Origin of the sequence: Vibrio brasiliensis LMG 20546 (assembly GCF_000189255.1) — a bacterium.
GTDB classification, from domain to species: domain Bacteria; phylum Pseudomonadota; class Gammaproteobacteria; order Enterobacterales; family Vibrionaceae; genus Vibrio; species Vibrio brasiliensis.
In genome coordinates, this window is record NZ_AEVS01000108.1 from 1 (window position 1) to 26,778 (window position 26,778).

The window sequence follows — 26,778 nt, forward strand, 5'->3', positions numbered from 1 at the left end:
AAAACAATTACCAGTAATAGACAAGGTAAAAAAGATTGTAACATCAAACATTTATTCAGCTTCTTTTAGGTATTAACAGCCCTAAACATAAGCAAACTATAATGCTAGACCATCGTATTACTTCATTATGTTTGAATGATACTTCGGGAAGCATGTTCATTAATAAAGTTCCATTCATAAAAATTGAATAGTAATTACCACCAGTGAATCCAATAACCAGAATAATGTAAATATATACGTACACTGAGCTATTAAAGGTCAAATAGGATATCCGCCTTAGAGTAACGAGCAAAATAATCGTAATGAAATAAAATATAGTTTCTTTCATATTTCCTAGTCCTTTAAATTTATCCATGCTGTCAAAAATAAAGTCCGAACAACATTGATTTTCCTAATTTTTTGATATATTGTGGAATACACAAAATAGCAAAAGCAAACATTATGACTAGGCTTGACCATTGTATCTGGTCATTCGGTAAATTAAGAATATTCTCTTCAAAGTGATTAACAACAGACGGGGCATTTCCATGGACAAAGGAGCCATAGTTGAAAATTGAATAATATTGAGAGCCTATAACTATATATGCCAAGATCTTACAGAAAGCATAAAATTTATTCTTGCTGTAACGAAACAGCTTTCTTGCTACATAGATGAGAATGAGAGAAAAAGTCCAAAACAACATTAATGTAATCATAGTCAATCCGATATAAGTAGAAGATTCTCACCCAGACTCTTCCGGATGTTTTGGGATAAGGAATCCTGAGTAAATACATACACCAAGGCTAAGACAAGAAATTAAGTCATTGTTCGAGTAATAAGGCATAATTGATTCAAGCACTTTAAAGAATGGATAACCACTCACGAAAATAGAGTAGTAATTTAAAAGAATCGGATAGAAGACAAACACGCAATAAGCCAATCTTAAAATGTTGTTTGGGAATTCATACCCAGCCACCTTCCGGAAAACGAAGGTTATCGAAGTGGTCAATAATAAAAACATCGCTACGTCAATCATCTATTCAGCTCTTTTAGGAAGGCAAAATATCAGTGTAATTATAAATAAACCACATGAGAGCCATTTCATTTCAAGGTTGGGTAAATCGAGGTATTTAATAAAAAAATCTTCGTACAGCAGTATCTTTGATGGAACACCCGCCGTTTTTGTCCCAAACTGAAAAATTGACCAAAACTGTCCTCCTAAGACCAAAAACAATAATAACTGACCTATCAGAATGACACCTTTAGATGGTTTTCGGTTTACTCGCCATAGAAGATAAATGAGCAAAAGTGAGGTAACAATGTATGTAATGGCGATCATTTATTAACCTCATCATAGAGTGAATATGCTGTAATACCGTCACCTGCTAGTTCTGTACCTAGTGCTAACCTACTTGATGCTTGATAGCCCCTTAAGTAATCTTCTGCACTATACCTAAATAACTTAAATTGCTTGGCTTTTTGAGTTCTTGTCCACGGAATCGGATTTAGGTTACGCTTGGATGCAATCTGATAAGCTTCAGCTGCGTTTTTGGCGGTGGTAGTTTTAGCTAGTATCCCATAAGCAGACAAAGCTAAGTCTGTCCCATAGTAGGCAATATCGCCGTGGGATTTTGAGTAACCTAGCGATTCCGCTGCGTGTTGATAGCCTTTTCGAACTGGCCCTGTTGCATTCTCATCACCATCCCAAAAGTACTTACCATTTTCATACAGGTTATTCGCGCCATGAGCCATCATTGGACCACCAATAAAACATAAGGCCGCCGCTGAGGCGTAGCATATTCCCGCGCCTGTTGTTACCTGCATAACACTAGCAATAAAACCAACTCCTTTTTTAAAGATCAAATCACCTTGCTCGATAAGACTTTGTTTTTCTTTTTGAAGCTCTTTGAATACTGTCTCTTTGTCCTTCTTACCGCTTTTAAAATCGTTCACCAGGCATTGCTCAAACCGGTCGACTTCACGAACAAACTGCATCTTCAGACCGCCATCTGAGATGTAGCGATGTGAAAGAGTGACAGCCTGCATGGTGAGCCCTTTAGCGGCTTTTTCGACCTCACGAATGTCCCATGAGCCTAGCGCGGTTTGGTTTCTCATCCTAAGTACCTATCCCATGTTTGATAACCTTCTGTACCTGCCATGTTATGTTTCCAGATAATGTCGCGGTAAGTGAGATGGAATATCTCAGACATGTTTTCATCTCCGGAAGCGAGCACATTTGGTTGATCAAATGACAGGGAGGTTATCAACGCATCAACTAACTCAATCGTGTAGAAGTTTTCGTTATAGCCTTGCTCATTGGTTCGGTAGAATTTGATAGTGCATTGCAGATGCTCTTGTTTGGAAAGGGCGTTCCCGAGTAATGGTGAAGACTTATCAACGGGTTTGGTAATGGCCATTTCCGTTGGCTTACCGTTCTTGTTTAAGGTGAAGTTACAAGCCAGAACCGTGATTTCATCTTTATGAGATTCTTGAGCCTTATTGCCAATTGAATCTTTGGTGTTACAGCCTTGAGAGATACAGTATTGCTCTTTACCCATGATCGATAAGTATGCCGTATGAGCCATAATTTACTCGTATATATTTATGGAACCGTACACATAGCGTATATCAATGAGTCAGTTATGGGCGACCGCTAACTATCTGGATTTGAAGCAATATTCATTAATTTGGTTCAAATTACCTTAAAATGGTTTAGAAAATCAGACATTGAAACGGATGGGTGATGAGGTCAAACATCTATCCGCTCCTTTAACGTTGGATGAATGGGACTTTACTTACATGAAATGGCTTGTTCACTTTGGACTCTAGCTCTTGTAGTTTTGCTGCTTCTGCTATCTGTGGAGCTTTAGCGATGTATGGTTCGAATGAAACATACTTATTAACAAACTCTTGAACCTCTTGAGTTTGTATAGCTAGCTGTTTTTTAAAAGCGCCAATTTCATTAGACAGGCACGCATTAAAGCTGCGTTGGGCAAGGTATATGAGCACTTCAGTTCGCTTATTCTCTTCCAATGACTTTAACCAGTCCGAGTTCGGAAAATCTTGATGCCCAGTCTTTGCGACCTCAAAGCAGAGATCTTTTTTCGCTTCTAGGGCATCGTAACTCATTGTTAAAGAATCACTTGCTTGCGTTTGCAAACTCGCACTAAAGAGCATCACTGCTAACGCATTGCCAAAAGTCTTTTTCTTTTCCATTGTTAACAACCCCTATCATGCTTTGGACAAAAAACATTCATACTAGAGCCTATCATGGGCTTGTTGGGGTTCATCACTGGACAGGCTGTTTTGGAAACCAAGTCATGGCATTGCTTTTCGTTTTTGGGGTAATGCCAATGGTTTGAGGTCAATTAGGAAGGTACGCTGTCTCTTTGAGGGTAGAACGTAGTGTTCTGAGGCGAAAAGCCCTCGCGGGAGCGAGGGCTTGGTGAGGCAGTCAAAATCTATTGTTTTCCTGAAAAATAACGAAAAACCTAGTAGATTTTAGTCGTATTGAGCAGCACCACATACAAGTTTTATGCATTTTCAATTGGTACAACTAAAAGCTATTAACTTAGCCCTTTGAACATATACCACTGAATGCTCTTTGCTCCCTAATTCACATACACTTGAACCCATAGTTCAGATATTACAAGTACGATAATTAATAGAAGCAGTAAACAACACACTATGGAGTTTTCAAAACTATAGCGCCATTTGTATTCAAGTCATAAAGAGATCCATAGTAACGAAACATTTTGTTAAGCGACTTCTTTGTTGGCGCTATTCTTTAATTCTCCGGCTTGCTTCATTGCGCTGCGCATTTGTTGCGCTACCGCTTTAACTACCTTCACACAAACTGAATTACCAAATTGCTTGTAGATTTGCCCTTGCGATACTGCGCCAACATCAAAGCTTTCAGGGAAACCTTGTAAGCGGGCACACTCTCTAGGTGTTAACTTACGTGGGTTCTTACCAATATGGCTTTGATCGATAAGAATTTCAGAACCATCTTTGTAATAGCGAGCACTAATTGTATTGGTGTACTCACTTTCAGCGTTGTAGAGCGTGTAACCAAAACCATTGCCTTTTGTTTTATGGCCTTCTTTGCGCTTTTGGTGACCTTCCCACAAACGATCAGATATTGTATAACAATCTTTACCAATAACTTTCGCCTCCGCTTCTAACTCTTGGTCAGACTGTAGAATATCTCCTACCTTCGTTGGTGTTTTCGGTGGTTCAGGCCAATTAAACACTTGGTCGAAATCTACACCTGTATAGTAATCTTTATCGAATCCGATGATGAAAATACGCTCGCGATTCTGCGGTACACCAAAGTCGGCAGCTCTTAGAACTCTCACATCCACCCAGTAATTAAGCTTATCGCTTAGTGCATGGCGAACTTCTTCGCTGAGGAGAACATCTTCAGGAATTTTATGTTCACCCTTACCTTCCAAAAAGTTCAAAATAGTTTTAAGTGTTTGACCTTTATCGTGTCCTTTCAACTGCTTAACATTTTCAAGCAAAAACGCTTTGGGACGTTTCTCTACTAGGATTTTTTGAATTTCGAAAAACATAGTTCCACGGGTATCATTGAAACCCTGCTTAAGACCGGCTTGGGAGAATGCCTGACAAGGAAAACCACCTAATAGAATATCGTGTTCTGGAATCTGTTCTTTTACGCAGATTTTAGTGATATCACCGTTAGGCATTTCACCATAATTGTGAAGATATGTTTTCTGAGCGAACTTGTCCCACTCTGATGTGAATACACAATGACCACCAAGCTCTTGAAATGGTTGACGAATGCCACCGATTCCAGCGAATAGATCGATGTAAGTGAAATCACACTGGTTTTCAGGCGCTTGTCGAAACGGAGCTTGCTCTAAGCGAGCATCTAATTCTTCTTTCAGATTACCAATTGCTTCTAGTTTAGCTTTGGTTGGTTTGTGCTCGCCATTTTCCCAACCTCTTACAGTTCTTTCACCTGTTGAGCTCATTCCTAGCAGATTTGCGAACTCCGCAACACCTAAACCAAGGTTTTCTCGTGTGTTTTTGATATATTTAGCAACTGATTGATTAGATTGATCCACTTTTACTATCGCTTATCCGGTTTTTGACCCGGAGATAGTAACACTGTGTATCTAGACAGGCAAATAATTAAAAAGGCTTAAAATGAGAATTGACGAATTTGTAGAAAACTGTGCGGGCTTGAACAGCTCAATGAGCCTATCATACGAAGATCTAGCCCCTTCATTTAAGTTTTCTAATACTGGTAGAAGAGGTACTAAATACTTTTCTATCACTTTGAAACAAGCTCTTCACGCGTTGAGAGATATCCGAAACAATCTTGCTCAATTCTCGCAGAATGCAAACTACGATGAAGACAGTTGGCGTGATTTGTTCCCAAGACACCTAACTGATGATGTCACTATCGCGTTGTCTACCGTTCAAACCCTGCCCCTATTCTCTGTTCTCAGTAAAATTATTTCTGTATCGAACAACCTAGAAGCAGGATATAACGATAAAGTAATGCCTCTTGAGCCGCAATTTCTCGATCAAGCAATCCTCTACCTTGAAAGTCAACTTCCTAATAATGAAGCATATTTAGCTGCGGTTTCTTCTGATAGCACCACAGCAGAAGATCGCGTCTCCTCTGGCATTAACAAAATCTATTATGGCGCGCCTGGCACAGGTAAAAGCTATACCATCGATCAACAAACCAATGCTGGGCACACATTCCGCACGGTTTTCCATCCAGACACACAATATAGCGATTTTATAGGTAGCCTTAAGCCTGCAATGGTAGATGGCGTTATTAGTTACTCTTTCCGTCCTGGTTGTTTTACCGATGCTATCGTCCACGCAGTTACACATCCTGAGGCAGAATGTGCTCTAGTTATTGAGGAGATAAACCGTGCTGCTGCGGCAGCTGCCTTTGGTGAAATATTCCAGCTCTTAGATCGTGATATCTCAAAAGCAAGTAAGTACCCAATACACGTATCCGATCCAGATTGGCTTGAATATTTAAACAGCAAAACCGAAGGTTTCTTTGCAGATGGGAAACTTTTCATTCCATCGAACTTATCGATACTTGCAACAATGAATAGCAGTGACCAAGCTGTAATGCCTCTCGATACAGCATTTAAACGTCGTTGGGAATTTGAGTACCTACCTTTCGACTATGACAACGCTGCGCAAGGAACATTGCCACTGGCTCTATACTACAATGGAGAAGTCCAAGTTAAGCATGTCCAGTGGTCTGATTTTTCAAAAGTTATCAACAATATACTGGCCGTTGATCATATCCCTGAAGATAAGCTTTTGGGTCATCGCTTCCTGGATGATGCTGAGCTAAATGAAAATGGAGCTAACTCTCTTAAAGGTAAACTATTTATGTACCTGTGGGACGATGTGCTCCGACACGGTCAGCGTGATGTTGTATTCGCAAATACTGTTACTGAACTAGGTGAAGATGTAGAGCTAACAACTTATGGCCGCTTAATCACAGCCTACGATGACAATCAATGTGTTCTTGTTGAGCATCTATCTGAAATGTTATTCCAAATGACTATTGAACGTGAAGAGCAACAATAAGGTCAATTATGGAACTACGCTTAGAACTCCATACAGATAGGTCATCACTTCTTTTACTAGATACCAGCTTGCGAAGCGTATTGATTAATCGAGGGTTGGTCACAACCGGAGGCAAATCTGTCTCTTTTTGCGGGTTAGTACATGCAGACGGAAAACTGCATGCCTTTCTACCCCGCTCGACTAAGGCTAACGCTCGAAATAGAGAAAACGAGATCACTATGGCATCTCAGTTGATGGAAGCTTTACATCGCTATTCAACTACTAAAAATAACCATATTACAGCAGATGACGATGGCGACGAATTTATTGGGATGAGTCGCCTGAGCTCTATTGTTTGGCTGCTTCGAGATTTCCGCACCAACGGACTATTTTTCACACGTAAGCAAAAGAAGGTTATAAACAGCGGTAAGCCAGATTGGAAAAATACAATCAGCAGAAGAACTGCCTTCTTAACTGATAACGGGCCTGTTTATTTAGATATCGATGGTGTACTGAATAGTAGGTTCATTGGTGATGAGTTAACTCGGATACATGCTCACGTTATCCGAAAGCTTGATGAGCAATTCAGTTGGCTGATTTCACCTAAAAAATCAAACATAGCCGATAGCTTGCAAGCAATACCTCAACCTTCGGGGAAAACGTCGTCTCAAATAGCTCATTTAAAATCTCAGCTTCATACTCACTACGCTACGCGAGATATAGAACTTATCTCGCACCTTTTGACTTTCCTTGAAGAGACGAGAGGCCAAAGTAACAATAGCTATGCAATGGGGGTTAAGCGCTTTGAAGGGATGTGGGAGCATATGCTTGCGCACACTTTGAAGTGGACGATTAAGGTTAACCACTTACTTCCAACTCCAGCGTATAAGATGAGTGACGGTAGTATCGTGGAAGCCGCATCTAAAGGGCTAAGAACGGACATCGTTTTAAATAGACCTCATTCCAATATCTTTGCCGTAGTCGATGCGAAATACTACGATACACTCACCAATACGAGAAAGGCACCTGGTTGGCCTGATCTGGTTAAACAGTTTTTCTATGCTAAAGCTCTCCATGTCTATAGAAATTCAGCCCGAGTAAATAATGCATTCATCTTCCCCGGAGAAGATGGCGTTATTTCTAGTGCACACATGAAAAACCGAGGCACAGGGACACTTGAAGACACTGATTTTCCACCGATACAGTGTATTTACGTCTGCCCTAACAACGTAATACAGCATTACATAAACCGTAAAAAAATGGTGGAGCTCAGCGAGTTGCTCGTACCTAATAGAGTCTTAGAAACCACATAGCTACACTGTTTTCAGAAGTGGAACTCAAACATTGAGGCAAGCTAATAATGCATCAGACTGTTTTTATACACAGTCAAATGCATTTTTTTATGCCTATCGAAACTTAATAGATAACTCTGAGTGCTCAGGCTTTTGACTGCTATCTAGCACTCAAAAATTTTTCAGTATTTCGGACACATCTAAATAAAAAGCCAAAGCATCACTAGCTTTGGCTTTATTATTCAACTAATCAATGAAGCATTATATTTTGACAAGTTTGCTGGATTTCTGGGCGATCTTTATAGATATGAGATCGTCAAGAATAAGCTGTAACTTCTCTCTAATATTAAAATCTTCGGCCCAGACTAAAGGAAGAGTAATATATAGCCCCTTAGCTTCTACAATTTCAACTCTCACACCAGCTGGAAAGTTCCGTTGTATTGATAATAAATTAAGAGCTAATTGTCCTTTAAGTTTTTCCATTCCTTTGGTTCCATTAGCGTCTATGAGTCGCCACGCTAAGAAACTCTCAGGTTTATACTCAAGCGAAAGATCAAATCCTGCCATAGGTTTAACAGCACGTAGCTGAAATATGTCTGGGCTGGCACTTTTGAGCCAAGGTTCTTGATCTAGTATAAATTTGTTTTCATCAGGGGAGATTTGTTCTTGAGTTAGAATTTGCTCGATAGGTTCACTCGTTGGCTCATCAGATGCAGGGTTATAAAGACTTGCATTTAGTAACTGAAGCTGTTTTCTATCTTCGAGCATGTTTCTTTGCTCTGCACTCAGGTAGCTGTAACCTGTCCTTGCTCCTACAAAGATATTTGCTAGCGAGTAGACTTTTCCTCCTAAATTTTCTTGAAGGTTAACTTTCATAGCATTGATACTGTCCTTCTCTGGATTGAGAAGGACAAGTATCATCGCTCTTAGAGCTATGTTCTGATCATCAGAGTAAATAAGGTTAACGTCTTCATTGTTAATTATTTTTTGAGCAGTGTCGAACCAACGTTGAACATCATCGGAGTTTGCTTCTGGTGGTAATCTTTTCTTAAAATTTTCAACAACTTCTATTAATTGCCACCCAGCATCTATGTTGAAAAAAGAACATGTTTTGAAAAACGCAATCGCGATAGCTAGTTGGTTAATATCACCTAAATAAGAAGTTAGAATCGCGCTTAATAGTTGTTCGGCATTACCTTTAAAGCTGGGCAGCTCCGCTGCAAATTGGGGATATGCCAATAGATGTGAATGTGTTGCCGCTACAATTGCGTCATTCAACGCCATCTTCAATGTAAAAGTATGTTTGTCTATTACGGGAGGCTCAACAATATCTATTGCTAACTCTGATGGCTCATTACCACTTGTCAAAGCGTAACATTCGATAGTGCTTGAATCATAATTTTCGTAGCTGCGCTCTACAAACATATTCAAGCTATCTTGGTCAGAGAAGCCAATATTAGATATATTACTGTATGGTAGGTAAGACCCACCTAAGTGTTGTGTTAGACCTACAACTACATTTCTATCTCCCAATTTCCCTTGATTAACAAGGGAATGCATTGTGGGGCGATCAAAAACCTTCTGCCCATTCACATCAAAACAATACTCTAGAGGAAGAAGTTCGTAAGTGAGAACGTAACGACTAAGGTAGCGTTTAGAAAGCATAACGTAGTACGTTGTAGTAGGGGTCATTTCCATTATTCTTGTTCTCTATAATCAATTAATCCAGAGGCGCGGTTCGGAAAGTGCTCAAAAAAAGCAGGGTTAGCTCTAGTGCCATCATTACATAAGAAAACTAGTTCTTCACGTGCTCTTGAACACATAACGTAGAGATTCATCTTAAAGGTTGCTAGGTCAGTATCATCAACAGTAAAAGACTGTAATTGAGGGATAAAAACAGCATCGAATTCTAGCCCCTTGCAGCTCTTACGGTGTAATACCGTCACTACTCCTTGCGTGTCAAATACTAAGTCTTCACTACTTTTATAGTTCTTGCTACTGTATGATTGCACAGTATAATTAGTCAAGCAGTCAGCTATCTTTTTGGCAAATAGTTCTCGATCTGTGTCATTGTCAACAATTACACCAACTTCTAATGCTGCTCTGTTTTTTAGTGAACGACAAATATATTGAATCTGCTGCTCAACGTTACTTACAACAACCAGCTGAGGTTTGTTACCTTGCCGATTAGGTAGTTTTGGAACACCAGTCGGTAGCCCTACATAAAAATGACTTGCTACTTTTGCTATTTGATATGTATTTCTGAAGTTAATTGTTAAAGAAAACTCACGCTCAGGCTTCTTGTTCAATTTAAGAGTCGTTCTAATGTCTTCTAAACTAGAGTGACGATTCTCCTCCAATCTTTGATTCTCATCCGCAAGGATCGTTAATGCTCCATGCTCTAATTGCTTAGATGTCAGATGTAAGAACGAAAAAAGACCAGGTTCGAAATCTTGTGCTTCATCAATAATCAAGTGTCCCCAATCGACCATTTTTTCTTGAGGTTGATCTAGGTACAAGTCACGCATTGCTAACCAATTGTATTGCCATCGTGCAAGCTCCAATGGTTCATGTGAAGTTCCTGTCCACGCGCTATAGATACTAGGATCTAAGTCATACCGGCTTTTTGGGACGTACCACATCCCTTTTTTATTTGTGAATGGGTTGAATTTATTTGCCCCCCATTTTCCGCCGACTTTTTTTAACTTGTCTTTATCCTCATATGGGCAGTTCACAAATGCTCGGTCCCCATCAATAATGAGTGTTTCTGAGCTATGACCTGTAGCGATTCTATGTGACCTCCACCACTCGGGAAACCAAGTATGCATCGTTTTTGATTGCACGTTTCCATTTATTTCAGCTGCCACATTCTGTGTGTAACGCCTTAGAACACGGTTGTACATTAAAACAGTTACGTCACGGTTCTTATTAGCTAATATCTGCGCTCTAAGGAAGGCAATTACAGTTTTACCTGTTCCCGGAGGACCCGAAACCAGAATGCTTCCATCGATAGGTGCATCTTCAAAAATGTCTTGTTGTTCTTCGCTTATTTGACGCGCATTAGGCATTCTCATTAGCTAAACTCCTGCTGCGCATTATTGATAATTTTAGTAAATAAGCCTTCATAATTATCTGTACCGATTAAAATCTTTCGGTCCAGTAAAAGGTTGTTATTCTCGCAACTAGTTTCTGAAATTATTGTACAAGAGTGACATGCAGCTTGGTTTAATCCCATAATGCCTAACTCTTGCTTTTCACTACACACTGGGTCATTAGAGCACCAATATGCAGTTTCTAACGCAGCTAACATTGCTGGAAACAATCTGTTAGCTTCACCTTGCTGAACGAGCCCCCCCAAACTTCCTTCTGAGTCACCATCAGCTGTATATATAAGTAGTCCGGCTTGACCATCATCAGCATAGATTCTCTCTCTTAGAGAACCACTAGAATACCCACTTTCAAAACTTAGCTGTCTAATTAATAGGTGGGCTAAAGTATGTAGAACTAAAAACTTCACGCTTGGAACTGGCAAATAAGTGGAGCTGAGCTCCGTATGGTGTTTCTTCAACTTTTCAATTCGCAGCTTTAACTCGTGTGGCATATGCTGTTCCCAAGTCTTAATGACAGAGTTATCCATTTCAATGAATATGCCTTCGCCATAGACTTCAGTAGCAGGAAGCCACGATCTATTCTCCAAAACGGTTTTGGGGCTAACAACGTTATCACTTGGTGATACGCGCTCAAATCCACAAAATGCACGTACTTCACGTAATTTATCTAATAAAACAACTCGCTTTATTACAGAATCAAAGTCAAAAGTGGGATAGTTAGCCCAGTCTGCGACCTTAGCTTTAAAAGTTTTAGTCTCTTTACTCGCAATATCTGGAGAAGAAAGAACATCCCACTCAGCAACTCTTAAATCTTCATCTTTCGGAACTTTATACGTACGCTGTTCCTTTTCTTTACCAGTTACTGCGTTCAAAACTTGTTCTTCAGTAAGATCAACCTCTTCCGCAATTTCTTCAACATATGCGTTAATTAGACGTTCTTTTCCATCAGATAAAGCAGTCATCAAACTTTCGAAATAATTTGATTCTTTTATCTTAAGATATATTTGGTTACCGGAGCTTTTCTCTGAATGAGGGATATCCAATGCAGAGCGCACTATTGAGTAATAGAGGTTGCTTGCTCCCCTTTGTAATACATGTAGCTGTTCATCACATTGGCGCTCTGCAGGAGCTTTATATTCCCAAGGCTGAGTATCATTGCATTTAACACCTGCGAGTCCTGTCTGACTCATTATTTCTTTAAGAGAGTTTTTTGAGCCACACTCTGGATTTCTACACTCAACATAGAGAGCATCCAAACCGCTACCAAGCTCAGGGTTAGACAGGAAGTAGAGCTCTGGGCTTTCACAAGTCTTCTGTCTGCTATTTTTGTGAGCCCAATACACCCAAGGAATATCTTGAAGATGCCCTTTTTGACACGCAGCGACAAAACGCATTGGAGCAAGAACTTTTTGCTTACATGAGTTATTCGCACATACCGGTATTCCATCTGCGTTGAGCTTACCGGTTTCTTTTTTCCAAAGTTCCATGCGTTTACAACGTGGACAGAACATCCATTTCGGGAAACGTACTGTCATTAAAGCATTATGGGGACCGACCTCATCTCTCTTATTCTTGATTACCGGCGGTTTTTTCAAAGCCCATACGCCAGCTTCGCGAGATAAACGCTCTAGCTTTATCTCTTCAAGCCTTTTAGGCCAATGAATCGGGTCTGCTAATGCGAGAGATTCATCACCAAGCTCGATGATAGAGCCTGGACCAAAAGGTGAAATCAACTGAGAACTACGGTAAGCGCGGTTTGAATCTGCCATTAGTTCTCTCCTCTAATAAACAAACAGGTTTCAGTATCGACATTTCTCATTGAATTTAGGGTGCGCCATGCCTCATCATGTTGCGCACTTTCATAAGGTTGGATCAACGGTTGAAATTGCTTTTCTCCCGTGTAGTGGCTTAACGGCCTGATCGTTCTATCACAACGTTCCTGCCATGTGTCGACTAGAGATTGAAGGTATTCTAGAGTCTCGTTTTGCTCCTTTTTTGGCATACCGTCCATAGCCTTTACGATACGCTTTTTAAATACCGCCAAGAGTGTTTTGAACTCAGAATGGGACACATCTAGATGTCTAGCGTTTTCATTTTTTCTTAGGTAACCCGTAACTCGGACGACTGAAATTAGAGCAGCATGCAGAGCTCGTTCAAGTGCAGGTTTAGCCCAAGGGGTAATACTAGTAGGCTCAACGTAACGATATAGGGCTTGATGATAGCTTTTGAAAGTTTCATAGTGTGAGCGATCTCGTGGCTTAGTTGGAGAGTATTGAGTGATCACAATACCTGGAGGACGTTTTTTACTTCTTCCTACACGGCTTGAAGCCTGTATATATTCAGCAGTAGCTTTCGGCTGCCCAGCAATCACCATCATACCAAGGCGTTCAATATCAACACCGACAGAAATCATATTCGTACACGGTAATATATCGACAGCATCAGGTACAGGCTTACTTAGTTTCGTTAGTACTTCCGGTATTTTGGAGCCTTTGACACCGGCGCTCAGCTCCTCGACGCTTTCGATCTTACGAGTATCATACATATTATTAGAAATGACTTTGATACGTTCTGGAATATCATCGCGTCCTAGGGTCATGGTTTTACCTAGTTCTCTGCGGCTATTGTGATAAATCGGTAGGGTCCAGTAACTATCGAGTAGTTCATACTCTAATCCCAGCTCATAAGGAGCTAAAAGAGCGGCTGCGCTTGTTTGAACAAGTGAAGTTTGCCCTGTATGCCCAGCGGGCATTACACCAACATACATTCGACCTGGTTTATCAAGTTCTTCTTTTGAAAAGAAAGAGTCGGCTTGGTCGGTCCCTGACGGAGGAAACACGTTAACTCTTCTGCCAAATAAACGCACACTTTGCTGCTCCGCTGCACGAATCGTCGCAGTTGCAGCTATTACCTTAGGCTTCTGGCCAAGGACCTCCATGATAGAATCAAAACCAGCTTCATAAATACCAGCAATGGTGCCTAAAGGACCAGAAATTAGGTGCAATTCGTCTTGAATTATAAGGCTTGGAGGTAGTACTTTTTTATCTCCGAAGAAAGCCGCAGCTTCCGCCTTCCAAGTTAGGCGAGCAAATTTGTCAACCGTCCCTATTAGAAGACTAGGTGGAGAAGCATATAAGGCCTCGTCCACAACTTGTATAGGTAAATGGTGATGAAAATCGCATCCTTCATTTGGACAGAAAAACTCAAACTTGTTATCAGGATTTGAGCGGATACCATATGAAAGATGCTCAGATGTATAAACCTTCGGTATTATTTCAGTACCGCACCAAGGGCAGTTTTGTAATTGGAAACTATTCTCTGGTTCAGGATCGTCGCGAGTGATAACAAACTTGTGATGAGCATCTCTATAACTATTAGGTGTGCTATCCATACCTGCCCACAGACCAAGAGAAAACGGCTCTTGGCCTAACCGAGAATCATTTTCGCGTAATTTTTCTAAAGCGCAGATTAAGCTTCCAGCCCTTTGAAACTGTTGAGATGTTAGCAAGCGTAATGTGTAGCGTTTAATAACTGCAGTGCCTGCGCCACGTTTCCCTTTAGTCAAACGACGATATATCATTTCCCATGCAGCAACGGCTAGGTAGGCTTCGGTTTTACCACCACCAGTAGGGAACCATAGAAGATCTACTTCTTCATGAGATTTAGGCAAATTACCAGTATCTTTGTTCGGAATAAGCGATTCTAAAACGAGCAATTGAAAGGCTAACTGGAATGGGCGCCATTTGAAGTTCTCAACAACATCATCAGCAAAGTAATCTGGGCTTACATACTCAAAGTCTTTTGGCTTAGCTTTTCCGGCATACTTTTTCCCAGAATGTAGCATTTGCATCAGCATAGCCTTGTTAGCAATACGGAAAGCTTCCATTGCTAATGAAGAGTTTTGTAGACCTTTAATGCCATCCTCCATTCTTTGAGCTGCACTTCTCAACCTCTGGATAATGCGTGTTTTCGCTGCAAGATATCTATCATCTAAAACTTCGTTATTAAGTTCATTAATCCAAGTTCGGTACGCTAAAATAAGTTCTTGATATCCAGAAAGTAGCTGTTGATCAGTTGCCGCATCAACATCCGCTATTCTGGTTATACTAAGAATATTACTGCTCAGGTTTGGATACTTGCTCTGATCTATTTCTGTACTAAAGTCTTTCACTTCATGAGTAGGCATCATCTCAGTATATAACTTGGTTGGACTAGCTTCCCCATCAAAAGACCAATCAACAGCAACACCATGACCAACAGCCCAAGGAACCCGTTTTCTATAAGCTAAGTTGAGTTCCTGCTGCTCATCATCGAGTTTGAATCGTTCGCTACTTGGGTACTCTCTGATACTACCCTCTAAAACAGAGACTTTGATACCGCACTGGTATAAACACTTTTCAGGATCTAACCGCTCACCTGAGCTTGCATTGTTTGAAACTGCGATAGTTACAATCTTACCTGAGGTTATAGGTCTTACCGTAATATCTAGGCGTGCGCGTCCATCAAGTATTTCACTCTTTCGAGAGACTACTTTTTCTACATTTTCTTCATGAGATAGTTCAGAGCGTTGCCACTCAAGCATTTTTCCTTTGGTATAAGAGCCTGCTGTAATATTCAACCGCAATGATGTATTTGATTGTATTGCGAAAGATATAGCCATCGATGATGGTTTAAAATCATTGGCGAGAGCTTCAGTAGTTGAATCATCATCTTTGTCGTCATTTGTATCATCGATACAAGCTGCAGCAGGAAAGAGAGTCCCCATAAGATAGCGTTTATGAGGAGCATCTTTTAACCTCTCTTCCACGCCTCCTACAGGGCCAATAAGCTGTGTTTTTAAGTAATCAATTAGCTCACTTCTTGCTTGGGTAAATTCGTTCACTTGTATTCTCTTCATGGCTAGTTAGTTGAAAGCCTAAACACCGAAAGTCTGATGATAGGTATACTCGTAATATCTTATTTCTATGGCCTAGCTAAATTATTTCCCACTAAAATACACCTTTCCTGAATCATGTTGCCCCCTTCTCTAAAAGTCCCACTCCCCCTGCCTTACTTCTGTGATACTAAGTGAGGATGTTTTTTTAAAGCGCCACGCTCGTTATTTACAATTCCATCAAAGCTTGAATGTGGTACTTCTAGCTCTTTTTTCAAATCTCGGATTACTCTGGACACAAACCTTTCCCCTAAAAATAAATTAAGGCATCATATACCGTATAATCAAAATACTCAACATGGTGCACATTCTTACCATTCGAAAATTTGGAGACGGCTTTTAACCCCACGAACCTGCAAACCCATAGCTTCAAACACTTCTTCAAAGTCATCACAATGGGGAGGAAGGTTTGGTAAAGAGAGGATCGCTTCATTAAAAAATCGTCGTTGATATAGAGAATTACTGCCCCACGCCAACTGCCACCACTGCAAGATTCGTTCGCGAGATTCCACTAAACGTTGAGCCTTTGGAACGCGATCGCTTTTGCTTCGATTTTGTGTTGATGTGGTCGGAAGGAGGTTCCACTTGTCGTTGTTTGGCCAGTAAGTAAAAGGAAGGCAGTGATCCACATCGTATTGGCGCGTTAGCGGAGTACTATCCCAAACATTAGGGATCTCCGTTCCTTGTGCTCGCAGCTCATCAACGCGTTTACGGACTTCACGCGTATCACGTGATGAATCGAACCAAACAAGGCAATCATGATAAGTCTGTAGGGAAATCTCTCCCGCTTGATTCAGTTCAAAACGCTGCATTTCCTTAATCCATTGGTTGACCACCAATGGCTCTATCCAGGCGCAATAAAGCCTGAAACAATCCCAAAGCTTTTCGTCTAAAACGAACTGGCCGAACCCGGCAAAAAACTCACTATCTAAAACAATCGCATCAGAAGATTTTCTACGCTTTTTTGCTGGCTCTATTTGAAACAGCTTATTGTTCTTATCGCCTTGATAGATAAAGGTCACGGGCCCAGATTTGATGGTGCTTAACGTCTGAGTAAACAGTTTCTGAATGGCAACCGCCTCTTCCCCGATAAACAGTGAACCAATAGCTAGATCGTCGGCAGAAAGGTGCTTGAGCATATTCCAGCCGTCGTCTTTGACAAAGCCCAGTCCTTTATTCGAATTGGAGTTTTGTTGAATTCCTGCCCCTTCAATATCGATGTCGATAAGACGCTTGAACTGCCTTACCCAATACAAGGCAACAAGGCCGGCAGAAATACTGACTTTGCCATCTGTCCTATCCAAAACGGCGCCAGGATGTGCGTCAGCGATACGGAGCAATGTTCTTAACAAGGCCAGCTTATAGGTCGCTGATTTACTGTCATTAACGATGATACGGCGAACCGTATTCAGACTGCTTGAACCATCATCAGGCAAACTCAGCACCACGGTCTGCCAAGAGACACCTGTCCTTTGAAGGCTGTCATCACTATCTGAGACAAGTACGGGAGTTAACGAGTAATCTTTTGATAACTTTTCCAGTTCCACCGTAGAAACCGGATAACCTACGCGACCGTCATTAAACGAGCCATGACGTAGGCTTATCACTAGCTTTCCATTTGGAGACAACAGATTTGATAGCTTGCGAAAGGCTCTCTCACGTGCAGAGGGAGCCAGATGCATCCAGACAGCACTGACGAGGATGAGATCAAAGCGCAATCCGAGGCTTTGAACACTGTTCAGTGCTGGGAGTGAGTCATTTAACCATGTAATTTCGGGAGTTGTACTCTGCTGCCCTATGTGACGTAAGGCATCGCTGGGCTCAACCGCAATCACTTCACAGCCCTGTTTACTCATCCACCTCGCGTCTCTGCCAGACCCGGCGCCAACATCTAAAACGCTATCACCGGACTTCGGCCAATAATCAGACCAAGACTGATGAACAGTTTCAAACTCTAACGAGTCATATTGCTGAGCAAGCTGAGTAGCGTTGTGCTGGTAAAAAGAAGCTGTTGAGGACATAAATCAAACCATCTATCACTGTTCTGAAATGATATACGGTTCGATTATATAAGGCGATAATGTATTAGAAAATAATGATTTATTGTGACGACAATCGAATCAAAAACAGATTGTTAACTACCTATCTATGAGAATCTAAAGCTTATTCGTTACTAACTACTGATCACAAAACCTGCATCTGATGAGTGGAAATTACACCACAACATTTATAAGTGCGTGGTAGCATAAAAAGAAAACGATAGGCTGAATAATGATAGTCAAAGAAAAAGCCCTCTCTACATCAAATAGCTATAAGAAGACTCTTGGCGATCAGGTAGAGAACAGCGTTGCATTTTATTTAAAACGAGAGTTCTCAGATCAGGGTAATGTGCTAGTTTTTCACGACTTAAGATTTGAACATAAAGGTGAGTTTGCCCAAATAGACCACTTAGTTGTTTATAAGAAAGGCTTCATTGTCATTGAGTCAAAATCAATCAAAGGCACGGTAAAAGTAAACGACCAACTAGAGTGGCAAAGAACAGTTCGAGGGCAATGGGTAGGTATGCCCTCTCCCATTACTCAGGCTTCACTTCAATCAAAGTTACTCAAAGACTTATTAAATGACAGCGCCGATTTATTACTGATGAAAGTGCTAGGTTTACAGGGTTATTTTGGTGGACGTTGCTGGGACACTCTCTGCGCTGCTTCAAATGATGCGATCATTGACCGAGCTCATATCCCATCTAAGCTCTCTCAGCAGATAGTCAAAGCAGAAGGCGTCGCTTTACGCGTAAAAGAGCTCATTTCTCGTCACAGTAATCTTTTAAAACCCAATCCCTCATTCAATGACACCGAGATGAATAACATTAAGTACTTCTTACTCTCGGAACATAAACCTCAGAATAACACCAGTACGGAAGAACCCGAGGTCAACACTCGCGCGTCATATAAACAACATAGCCCAACAGAAGAAAATAACTCGCTTGGATTTGGCGTGACGTGCAGGGAATGCTCTAGTGCCAACACAGTACCTAAGTATGGGAAATTCGGCTATTACGTCAGTTGTAGCGATTGTAATACCAACACTTCAATGAAGCTCCGCTGCCAGGCATGCGGAAACAGAAGCACACGGGTATCCAAACGAAAGCAGGTCTATACCGTAAGTTGCGATTGTGGCCAACAAACTCAATTTGAATACCCGGGTGCTTTAAGTAACAACAATAGTTTCAATGAATATGGCTCGAAGCCAGAGAGCTGAACGGTCAGCCCCTAGCTACCCCACCCCTTTAGCCATATTCGGGGTAGTCGGTATAGCCACGTTCGTCACCGCCAAACAGTGTCGCGCCATCCAGTTGTTGCAGAGGTTGCTGATGCTTTAGCCTCGAGACCAAGTCAGGGTTAGCCACAAACGGGCGTCCAAACGCGACTAAATCCGCATAGCCTTTTTCGAGTATTTCATCGGCACGATCTTGGGTGTAACTGCCCGCGACGATAATCGTGTTGGTGAAGTACTCACGCAATTCGAGCCTAAAGCTTTCCGGAATTACTGGCGCGTCATCCCAATCGGCTTCAGACAGATGCAGGTAGGCGATATCTCGGGCTTGAAGTTCCTTGGATGCCTGTAGGATCGTAGGCACAATATCCGGGCAGTTCATGTCCTTAAAGGTAATGAACGGCGCCAGTCGCACGCCCACTTTGTCGGCGCCAATGGCGTCACTCACGGCATCAACCACCTCTAGCAAAAAGCGCATACGGTTCTGGCGCGTTCCGCCGTAGTGATCGGTTCTGTGGTTTGAATTAGTGCGCAAGAACTGGTCAATCAAATAACCGTTACCGCCGTGAATTTCTACACCATCGAAGCCAGCTTCAATCGCGCGCTTAGCGGCATAAGCAAAATCACTCACAACCCGATCAATATCGGCTTGGGACATAGCTCTTGGCTCGACACAATCGACCATATTGCCGTTACCATTCTCGTCGGCGATCCACACTTGAGTTTCTACCGGTTTGAGAGCCGATGGTGCAATGGGCTGCTCACCATTCTGAAAACTAGGGTGCGAGACGCGTCCAACATGCCATAACTGACAGAACATCGCCGCACCTCGCTGTTTGGCAGCTTGTGTAACGGTTTTCCAGCCTGCCACATGCTCATCGGTGTATACGCCAGGCGTGAACGAGTAACCTTGTGATTCATCAGAAATCTGCGTCGCCTCAGAGATAATCAAGCCTGCCGTCGCACGTTGCTGGTAATACGTCGCCATCATTGGGTTGGGGATATTACCCGGTTGACTGGTGCGTGCTCGGGTCATGGGTGCCATCACGACACGGTTTTGCAGATCCAGCTGTTTTAGCTGTGCGGGTTCAAACAGTTTGCTCATGATCGGTTCCTTACTTAAATCCTGGTCGCTGGTATTGCTGTTAACGAATCCAGCCAACCTTATTGCGATGAAGCCAGTATATTGATCGGAGTGAATTTGATAATTGAGCGAAACTTGAATTGATTATTCACATTAGCTGAATAATCAAAAGCTAACTGGAAGCTTGTAAGGACAGACACCTTAACGATTAAGTCGGTGGGTTTAACGCGTATGTCCTTTTAAGCTCATCTAACACATGGACTCCCACCACGAAAAGCTCATCCTTGAGCACGGACTAATTTAGAAATCCCACTTAGCACCGACACCGAGTCGAGTATTTGTGACAGTGCAATCCACGCCTGCAACATCACCAGCGATAGCACTTTCCTCGATACCGATATAGCCATATTTGAATATTGTTGCTCTTACCCCGACACCGGCAGTAAAGCCAGAGATAGATACAGAGTCAGAAGCTAGCGCTTGGTTTTGGGAGCCATCTTCAATTGTGCCCTTCTCATACCCAAGAGAGCCATAAGGTTTAATAGTGAAGTCTGTGCTATCACCGATAAGAAAGGTATAACCAAGCTCAGCAGTAAAACGAGAGTCACGAAAAGTAGAAGTAGATTCATCACCTTTAGAGAATGAAGCGGTGACACCAACGATTTTATTAAAGTCATAGCCTAGCTCCACTCCCTCCAAGGTTGCTGTTTGCTTGTAGGTAGGTAAACCACCACCGCTTAGTTCCAATTCCCCCCTATTGGTAGTAAAACCCAGACGATAACCCGCAGTATCCGGACCTATATCGACATTCGCTAAGGCTGGTGTGGAGCATGCAATAACTAAAGAGGCTAACAATACTTTTTTCATTCTAGTAATCCTTATATGAGAATGCCCCACCAGGGCTAGCTTGAAACAGTATGAAAATAAATGGTTTACTGGTTCTCCCTAGAGGGGACAAAAATTAGCCTACATATTGACCACGTTATTTCACAGCGTGAATTATGTAATCTATCATTTCGAAACTGAGCATTTACTCCACTAGACAACTAGTACAGAGTGATTGGTTTATGTGCAGCTGATTTCTTGTAACGACAAACACCTGAACGATTAAATCCGTGGGTTTAAGGTGCATGTCCTTTTAAGCTTTGTGGGAAGGTACGTAGATTAGAAACGAAAAAAGACGTCCTAAGACGTCTTTTTTCTAGAATGTGGCGGTGAGTGAGAGATTCGAACTCTCGATACGTTGCCGTATACACACTTTCCAGGCGTGCTCCTTCAGCCACTCGGACAACTCACCGTATTTTGGGTTGGTTTAGTTAACCAACGAGGCGCTAATTTAATGATTCTCTTATGTTAGGTCAAGCCTAATACCCAAAAAAAGCGCTGTTGTTGGCCTGTTTGCTCACTTACTGGCTAATTCGTTCATGAATGCTTCAATAATGGCAGGATTTTAATGATAAATGTCCGATAAAACTGATTTCTAATCGAGGAGTTAGCTGAAGAGGAAATTGTTTGTCGCTAACCAAATGAAGACGCCCTAAAGCGTCTTTATTGAACAATTCAGATTGCGTGGCATACAGCCAAGTAGGAGTTAAGCCTGCTGGTAGTATCCCGGTACACGGAACCACTTGCGGCACATATCAAGGAAGTAGCCGTAAAGTACGCCCATACCACAAGAGACAACTGCGTTAGAGGTAACGGCAGTGATGATCTGGTCAGTCGATGCGCCAACAGTAAACAGGATTGCCGCGTAAACCGGAGACTGGAACAGCACATACGCGACAAGATCAGCGATATTCTTAGTAAAGCCGGTGTCTGAGATGCGCTTACTCTGGCGAAGCATAAAGTCACGGAACAAGCCGTAAGGCCAGGCAATGGCGATATTAACCGGAATCGAGAGCGTTCGTGATGCCAGAGACTGTTCAAAGGTCATGCCTGAAATGAAGATCTCTATAATCATTCCAGATACAAAACAGAACACTACCATTGCAAACGTATCTGCCGCTGCGTTACGAATACAAAAAGGCCCACGAGACTTCATCTTTAGCTTAACCCCAAAACAAATTACTAGAAAATTAACGAATAAATAAAACTTTAAACTGGATTAATTCAACCAACCCAGTGAATATCGCTATTAAAACATTAATTTTGTAGAGTTAGATTTCAAAGTTAAAATAAAATGGTAAATAAACCACCACTTTCTGTACTAAAGTTAGATTATTTCGCTACAAATCAGCATTTGGCTCACAATTTAATCAAGTGAGCGTAATTTAGTTACAGTAATCTTTCATCTGTACCGCTAGTACGTCTAAGTCATCCTGGTGAGGTAACTGCCCCGCAGACAGGCAAGAAGCAATGGTTTCGAGGTTTTCATTAAGCAGTACCGCATCGATGTCTTTAAGTTGCTGTTTGAGCGGTTCAAAACGTTGCTGAGCTTCGCTGAGATCTTGGTTCTCAATCGCCATTAAGAACATCATTAACGGCTCTTCGAGGTCAAGTTTGGCCTCCTCTTGTGGAAGGCGGAATAGCTCAGGTTTGAATTGGTATAACTTGTCTGAGTGACTAAGCAGCGCATCGTCTAACTCTGTTTCATCAACAGGTTTAGAGACAATATAGTTAACGCCCGCGCCAAACATGCGTTCGCGGGTATCTTTAAATACATCTGCGGTACAACCGAAGATCAGTATGTCACTCTGGGCGCCCGGTAGGTTTCTGATCGCTGTGGTCGCTTCTACACCATCCATAACTGGCATATGGTTATCCATAAGTATTAAGTCATAACTGCCCGTCGCGATAGCATGTACTGCCAGCTCACCGTTTTCTACACAATCGCAGGAGAAGCCTTTATTGGTCATAAAGGTATTAAGGATGATCGCATTGGTTCGGTTGTCTTCCACAATCAGCACTTTGAGCCCGTGGTAATCCAGTTTGCGGTGTTCAATAAGTTCTGAGAAAACTGGCTGGCAGGAGTCAATACACAGCGCGACTTCAAAACTGGATCCAATCCCCAGCTCACTGGCGAGTTTGACCTCTCCTTCCATCAGTTCACATAACTGCTTCACAATCGCCAGACCAAGCCCGGTGCCACCAAAACGGCGCGTGGTAGAAGACTCAGCCTGCTCAAACGGTTTGAATACCTTTTGCTGTGCATCTTTGGCGATACCAATACCTGTATCTCTCACTCGTATCAGCAGGTAGTTGCGACCATGACGTTGCTGTTCTTTGAAATAGACTTCAACATAACCACGCGAGGTGAACTTCACCGCGTTATTAAGCAGGTTAAACAAGATCTGTCTCAGACGGGCTTTGTCACCACGATACCAGCGGGTCGTCGGTACTTCGGAGTAGACTTTAAACTGCAGACCCTTTTCTGCACACAAAGTGTAGTAAACACTATTCACACTACCAATGATCGATTCTAACGGAAACGGCGTGTACTCCAGCTCAAGGTGTCCTTGCTCGACCTTAGAAAAATCTAGGATCTCGTTCAGCAGGGTCATCATGTGCTCGCCAGACTCATACAAGGTCTTGAGGTGCTTGCGCTGTTCCTCGTTCAGGTCGGTTCTTTGCAGAATCTGAGCAGTGCCGAGCACTCCGTTCATTGGGGTTCGGATCTCATGGGATAAAGTAGCAAGAAAGGCACTTTTCGCTTTGGTCGATGCCTGCGCTTTGACTTTTTCCGCCTCCAGATAAACGGTCTTTTGGTTAAAAGAGTCGATCAGGTACTTAATTTCATCGTGGCTATTGTAGCGAATGTCGATACTACCACCCTGTTTGGACATATCCGCGCTTCGGGCAATGGCAATAATCGGTGCAATCAGAAAGCGGTTGATGAGGAAGTAGCCCATCATTACACAGGCCAGCATGATAGGGACGATAACCGCTTCTACCTTGGAGACCAGATCGTAAACTTGCTCAGCCACTAAACGTTTGGCGTTAACTACGTCTACGCTCCAGTTAAAGTCACCAAACTGGTTCTGACTGATATAGATGTCATCGGCTAACTGAAAATTGTATTCAGTGATCACGTCACCATAGCCATCACGCAAAATCACCCCGAGATCGTACTGCTCGGCATGTAAACGCACAAAAGAGACCAGAGTTTCCAGTGAGATATCAACGGTCGCAACCCCCGCAAACTCGCCTTCGACATAATAGGGAGATGAAGCGGTAATCATTTGTACATGGGTGAAAGGGTCAATATATACCGGTGACCAGGAGACAGTGCCAATCGGCTTTTCCACTACTGAGGTGTACCACAGCTCCTGATCGTAACCACCAGACTCAGGGTTGTCCCAGGACAGCACCCGGTCGACATTGCCATCGTTGGCACGGTTAAAAAACAGACTCTTAAATGGAATATCAGAATCAATAGAGTATGGAACTGGCCATAAGCCACCACTGACGGTCACGCCATCAATCAGAGAGAAAAGGTTATACAACATCACGGCCTGATGTTCCTGATCCTCTTTATTGCTGCCAATACTCAACACTCCCTGCAGAATACCGACTGAGCTATTAATCGGCTCTTCTATCTGCGATGAAATCAGTTCGGTCCTGATATCGAGATTGGTTTCTAACTGATCACGCGTAGGCGGCTCTACCACCAGATAACTGATAGTACCAATCAGGGCGCTCACCAAAGCCAGATAGATAGCTAAGGCGACAATACTCTTCCTTTTCAGCGATGAACGTATATCCATAAATCTTTGAATTTTGACCGTTTATAAAAAATTATAGCGAATATATCGTTACAGCAACCTTTTTCTCGTAACTCTTGGCTGTTACCATTGCCGTATCACATGTCCTGATTTGAATAGGGTGTCTATTTTGACTCTACAACAACTGCTCGCTTTACCTGAGCTTGAAGGTAAGCTGATTAACGAAGCTAAAACACACGGTTTTGTCACGGCTATGGCAGCCGCACCACACGTACTAGCGCCAGAAGAGTGGCTACCCTTCCTATGGGGTGGTGAAGAAGTGGCACCGTTCAGTGATGGCGAACAGCTAGAAAGCTACATTGAGCAGGTTATTGCTTTGTGGAATGAGTACCGCCCTGCTCTGCTGGGTAATGAGTGGCAATGGCCAGAAGGCTGTGCTTTAGATGAAGAAGATATCGTCACAGAAGCGACGCGTGATTTCTGTGAAGGTGTACTGCAGGGCTGGCAACTGTCTCGTGATGACTGGGAAACCATCATGCCAGAAGATAGCCAGGATAACGCGCTACTTGGCGGCGTGTTACTTTCTCTTAGCATGCTTTACGATCCAGAGACGTCAATTGCTACGCTGTCAGAGCAAGGCATCGAAGGTCTGGAACAGTTTGAAGAGATCTTTAACGCAATGCCAACCATGCTATGTGGTTTGACGATGCGCGGCTCAATGCTCGCTGAGCAAGAGTAATCCAATTCAAATGGCCAATCACAGAACTCTATGATTGGCCATCTCACTCTAACTTAATTTATCCCACTCAAAGCTCTCTATCCGCTCGTCAGCGATATAGAACACCTTTGACCCAGGGGCTATCTCTTGCTCCAGTTCCGGGTTGAGTTCAATTCCGTTACCTACATCCAGTGCAATCAGGGTCGCCTGATAGTGACGCTTCATATAATCAAACGCCTGCTCTACCTTAATCGTGCTCGCCGCTTGTGGATAAATAGTCGAGTATTGCGTCATACCGCGAGTCGAGGCCAAAAGCTCCTGATGCAGAGCACTTGAGCCCGGATCCACAGCGGCCTTTGCCAACATCTCAGCACCAACAGCCGGAATACATTCTGCGTTCGGGCAGTGCTGGCTTAGCAGACGACTTAATGCTTCATCTTTAAAGTAGGCAAGCAGATGAGCGTCAGGATTAATGTTGGCACTGTATAGAGCGGCCGAGAGCGTAATATCATCTTCAAGATTATCGACCACGATACAGCCCGCTTTGTCGATGGCCGCTTTCTCCATCTCCTGGGTATCGGTATAGCTATTTACTTTAACAAAACCAATCTCGCCAGGTAGTGGGTTTTCAATATCTGAACGACTACACAATACGATCGGGCGCTTACCCTCTTCTTCATGTTGCAGCATTCGAATCAGATGCATGGTGCGCTGCCCGTTCCAGCCTAAAAGCAATATGTGATTTTCCACACCAACTCTCCGTTTTCCTAATATTCCTGCGCGCCAATAATCAACGGCGCCCGTCGCTAAGCGTCCTATCAGGGCAGCAAACAGTGTTAATCCACCAGGGATAACAAACAGCATCACTACCCACTTTCCTACTGCTGTTTCTGGCGAGTGGTCACCATAACCAACGGTTGAAGCCGTCACCATCAGGAAGTAGATAAAAGTAGACAGGTCAGCAGTTAGTGAATGCTCACCACTAACAGTGAGTAACAGCCACGAAAGGACAATATAAGCGACGACCAATAGCGTAAGGTTGCGATTACTCAGGTTGAACAGATTGGAGTTCAACCATTTTTTAAACGTTAACCAGAGGGACATAATGATCCTTACCTTTGTCTCACTGAGTGATATTTAAACCTATGCGCAGA

Annotated in this window: 18 protein-coding genes and 1 tRNA gene; 4 read left to right on the plus strand and 15 right to left on the minus strand. The window is 42.6% G+C overall.

Features of this window, described 5'->3' with window-relative positions; all coding sequences use genetic code 11:
• Positions 1 to 1,315: 1,315 nt before the first annotated feature.
• From RH46_RS20000 to dcm, 4 genes are all read right to left on the minus strand, one after another.
• Positions 1,316 to 2,095 (minus strand): DUF4225 domain-containing protein, encoded by a 780-nt coding sequence (locus tag RH46_RS20000; RefSeq protein WP_006881349.1) that lies wholly within the window; start codon positions 2,093 to 2,095, stop codon positions 1,316 to 1,318.
• Positions 2,092 to 2,565, minus strand: a complete 474-nt coding sequence (locus RH46_RS20005; protein WP_006881350.1) for an Hcp family type VI secretion system effector — start codon at positions 2,563 to 2,565, stop codon at positions 2,092 to 2,094. The genes RH46_RS20000 and RH46_RS20005 overlap by 4 nt, the downstream gene beginning before the upstream one ends.
• Positions 2,566 to 2,749: 184 nt before the next feature.
• Complete coding sequence (locus tag RH46_RS20010; RefSeq protein ID WP_006881351.1) at positions 2,750 to 3,196, minus strand: hypothetical protein; 447 nt, start codon at positions 3,194 to 3,196, stop codon at positions 2,750 to 2,752.
• 542 nt (positions 3,197 to 3,738) lie between these two features.
• Positions 3,739 to 5,070, minus strand: coding sequence for a DNA cytosine methyltransferase (dcm, locus tag RH46_RS20015; RefSeq protein ID WP_006881352.1), 1,332 nt, complete (start codon positions 5,068 to 5,070; stop codon positions 3,739 to 3,741).
• 82 nt (positions 5,071 to 5,152) lie between these two features.
• Here dcm and RH46_RS20020 point away from each other — a divergent pair, with 82 nt between their 5' ends.
• Together RH46_RS20020 and RH46_RS20025 are read left to right on the plus strand one after the other, a co-directional pair.
• Positions 5,153 to 6,574, plus strand: a complete 1,422-nt coding sequence (locus RH46_RS20020) for an AAA family ATPase (RefSeq protein ID WP_006881353.1) — start codon at positions 5,153 to 5,155, stop codon at positions 6,572 to 6,574.
• 8 nt (positions 6,575 to 6,582) lie between these two features.
• Positions 6,583 to 7,866, plus strand: a complete 1,284-nt coding sequence (locus RH46_RS20025; protein WP_006881354.1) for an LlaJI family restriction endonuclease — start codon at positions 6,583 to 6,585, stop codon at positions 7,864 to 7,866.
• A gap of 240 nt (positions 7,867 to 8,106) precedes the next feature.
• On the opposite strand, the gene RH46_RS20030 is transcribed toward RH46_RS20025, so the two are convergent.
• The 5 genes from RH46_RS20030 to RH46_RS20050 form a co-directional block, all read right to left on the minus strand.
• Positions 8,107 to 9,543, minus strand: a complete 1,437-nt coding sequence (locus tag RH46_RS20030) for a hypothetical protein (protein ID WP_006881355.1) — start codon at positions 9,541 to 9,543, stop codon at positions 8,107 to 8,109.
• Positions 9,543 to 10,919 (minus strand): AAA family ATPase, encoded by a 1,377-nt coding sequence (locus RH46_RS20035; protein WP_006881356.1) that lies wholly within the window; start codon positions 10,917 to 10,919, stop codon positions 9,543 to 9,545. The genes RH46_RS20030 and RH46_RS20035 overlap by 1 nt, the downstream gene beginning before the upstream one ends.
• Entirely contained in the window at positions 10,919 to 12,724 is a 1,806-nt protein-coding gene (gene drmB / locus RH46_RS20040) for a DUF1998 domain-containing protein (protein WP_006881357.1), read from the minus strand. Before drmB ends, RH46_RS20035 begins: the two co-directional genes overlap by 1 nt.
• Positions 12,724 to 15,837 carry a helicase-related protein gene (locus tag RH46_RS20045; protein WP_006881358.1) on the minus strand — a complete coding sequence of 1,038 codons (3,114 nt, stop codon included), beginning with the start codon at positions 15,835 to 15,837 and terminating at the stop codon, positions 12,724 to 12,726. Before RH46_RS20045 ends, drmB begins: the two co-directional genes overlap by 1 nt.
• A 362-nt stretch (positions 15,838 to 16,199) precedes the next feature.
• Positions 16,200 to 17,909 carry a class I SAM-dependent methyltransferase gene (locus RH46_RS20050; protein WP_006881359.1) on the minus strand — a complete coding sequence of 570 codons (1,710 nt, stop codon included), beginning with the start codon at positions 17,907 to 17,909 and terminating at the stop codon, positions 16,200 to 16,202.
• Positions 17,910 to 18,159: 250 nt separating this feature from the next.
• Between RH46_RS20050 and RH46_RS20055 the strand changes: the two genes are divergently transcribed.
• Positions 18,160 to 19,146: a nuclease-related domain-containing protein gene (locus tag RH46_RS20055; protein ID WP_006881360.1), complete on the plus strand. Its 987-nt coding sequence runs from the start codon at positions 18,160 to 18,162 to the stop codon at positions 19,144 to 19,146.
• Between the two features lie 28 nt (positions 19,147 to 19,174).
• Here RH46_RS20055 and RH46_RS20060 read toward each other — a convergent pair whose 3' ends face one another.
• The 5 genes from RH46_RS20060 to RH46_RS20080 form a co-directional block, all read right to left on the minus strand.
• Complete coding sequence (locus RH46_RS20060; RefSeq protein WP_006881361.1) at positions 19,175 to 20,266, minus strand: alkene reductase; 1,092 nt, start codon at positions 20,264 to 20,266, stop codon at positions 19,175 to 19,177.
• Positions 20,267 to 20,545: 279 nt separating this feature from the next.
• On the minus strand, positions 20,546 to 21,112 hold the full coding sequence (locus RH46_RS20065; protein WP_006881362.1) for an outer membrane beta-barrel protein: 567 nt from the start codon (positions 21,110 to 21,112) through the stop codon (positions 20,546 to 20,548).
• Positions 21,113 to 21,454: 342 nt separating this feature from the next.
• Positions 21,455 to 21,542, minus strand: a tRNA-Ser gene (locus tag RH46_RS20070).
• Positions 21,543 to 21,836: 294 nt separating this feature from the next.
• Positions 21,837 to 22,286, minus strand: coding sequence for an L-alanine exporter AlaE (locus RH46_RS20075; protein WP_006881363.1), 450 nt, complete (start codon positions 22,284 to 22,286; stop codon positions 21,837 to 21,839).
• Positions 22,287 to 22,515: 229 nt separating this feature from the next.
• Positions 22,516 to 24,948: an ATP-binding protein gene (locus tag RH46_RS20080; RefSeq protein ID WP_006881364.1), complete on the minus strand. Its 2,433-nt coding sequence runs from the start codon at positions 24,946 to 24,948 to the stop codon at positions 22,516 to 22,518.
• A gap of 127 nt (positions 24,949 to 25,075) precedes the next feature.
• Here RH46_RS20080 and RH46_RS20085 point away from each other — a divergent pair, with 127 nt between their 5' ends.
• On the plus strand, positions 25,076 to 25,645 hold the full coding sequence (locus RH46_RS20085) for a UPF0149 family protein (protein WP_006881365.1): 570 nt from the start codon (positions 25,076 to 25,078) through the stop codon (positions 25,643 to 25,645).
• Positions 25,646 to 25,693: 48 nt separating this feature from the next.
• On the opposite strand, the gene RH46_RS20090 is transcribed toward RH46_RS20085, so the two are convergent.
• A complete protein-coding gene (locus tag RH46_RS20090; RefSeq protein ID WP_006881366.1) occupies positions 25,694 to 26,728 on the minus strand; it encodes a potassium channel family protein in 1,035 nt (344 codons plus the stop codon).
• Between the last annotated feature and the right edge of the window lie 50 nt (positions 26,729 to 26,778).

What these genes read in the sequence shown, in the direction of transcription:
- RH46_RS20000 (WP_006881349.1), bottom strand. Translation starts at nt 2,095, where the DNA reads ATGAGAAACCAAACCGCGCTAGGCTCATGGGACATTCGTGAGGTCGAA.
- RH46_RS20005 (WP_006881350.1), bottom strand. Translation starts at nt 2,565, where the DNA reads ATGGCTCATACGGCATACTTATCGATCATGGGTAAAGAGCAATACTGT.
- RH46_RS20010 (WP_006881351.1), bottom strand. Translation starts at nt 3,196, where the DNA reads ATGGAAAAGAAAAAGACTTTTGGCAATGCGTTAGCAGTGATGCTCTTT.
- RH46_RS20020 (WP_006881353.1), top strand. Translation starts at nt 5,153, where the DNA reads ATGAGAATTGACGAATTTGTAGAAAACTGTGCGGGCTTGAACAGCTCA.
- RH46_RS20025 (WP_006881354.1), top strand. Translation starts at nt 6,583, where the DNA reads ATGGAACTACGCTTAGAACTCCATACAGATAGGTCATCACTTCTTTTA.
- RH46_RS20030 (WP_006881355.1), bottom strand. Translation starts at nt 9,543, where the DNA reads ATGGAAATGACCCCTACTACAACGTACTACGTTATGCTTTCTAAACGC.
- RH46_RS20035 (WP_006881356.1), bottom strand. Translation starts at nt 10,919, where the DNA reads ATGAGAATGCCTAATGCGCGTCAAATAAGCGAAGAACAACAAGACATT.
- drmB (WP_006881357.1), bottom strand. Translation starts at nt 12,724, where the DNA reads ATGGCAGATTCAAACCGCGCTTACCGTAGTTCTCAGTTGATTTCACCT.
- RH46_RS20050 (WP_006881359.1), bottom strand. Translation starts at nt 17,909, where the DNA reads ATGTCCTCAACAGCTTCTTTTTACCAGCACAACGCTACTCAGCTTGCT.
- RH46_RS20055 (WP_006881360.1), top strand. Translation starts at nt 18,160, where the DNA reads ATGATAGTCAAAGAAAAAGCCCTCTCTACATCAAATAGCTATAAGAAG.
- RH46_RS20060 (WP_006881361.1), bottom strand. Translation starts at nt 20,266, where the DNA reads ATGAGCAAACTGTTTGAACCCGCACAGCTAAAACAGCTGGATCTGCAA.
- RH46_RS20065 (WP_006881362.1), bottom strand. Translation starts at nt 21,112, where the DNA reads ATGAAAAAAGTATTGTTAGCCTCTTTAGTTATTGCATGCTCCACACCA.
- RH46_RS20075 (WP_006881363.1), bottom strand. Translation starts at nt 22,286, where the DNA reads ATGAAGTCTCGTGGGCCTTTTTGTATTCGTAACGCAGCGGCAGATACG.
- RH46_RS20080 (WP_006881364.1), bottom strand. Translation starts at nt 24,948, where the DNA reads ATGGATATACGTTCATCGCTGAAAAGGAAGAGTATTGTCGCCTTAGCT.
- RH46_RS20090 (WP_006881366.1), bottom strand. Translation starts at nt 26,728, where the DNA reads ATGTCCCTCTGGTTAACGTTTAAAAAATGGTTGAACTCCAATCTGTTC.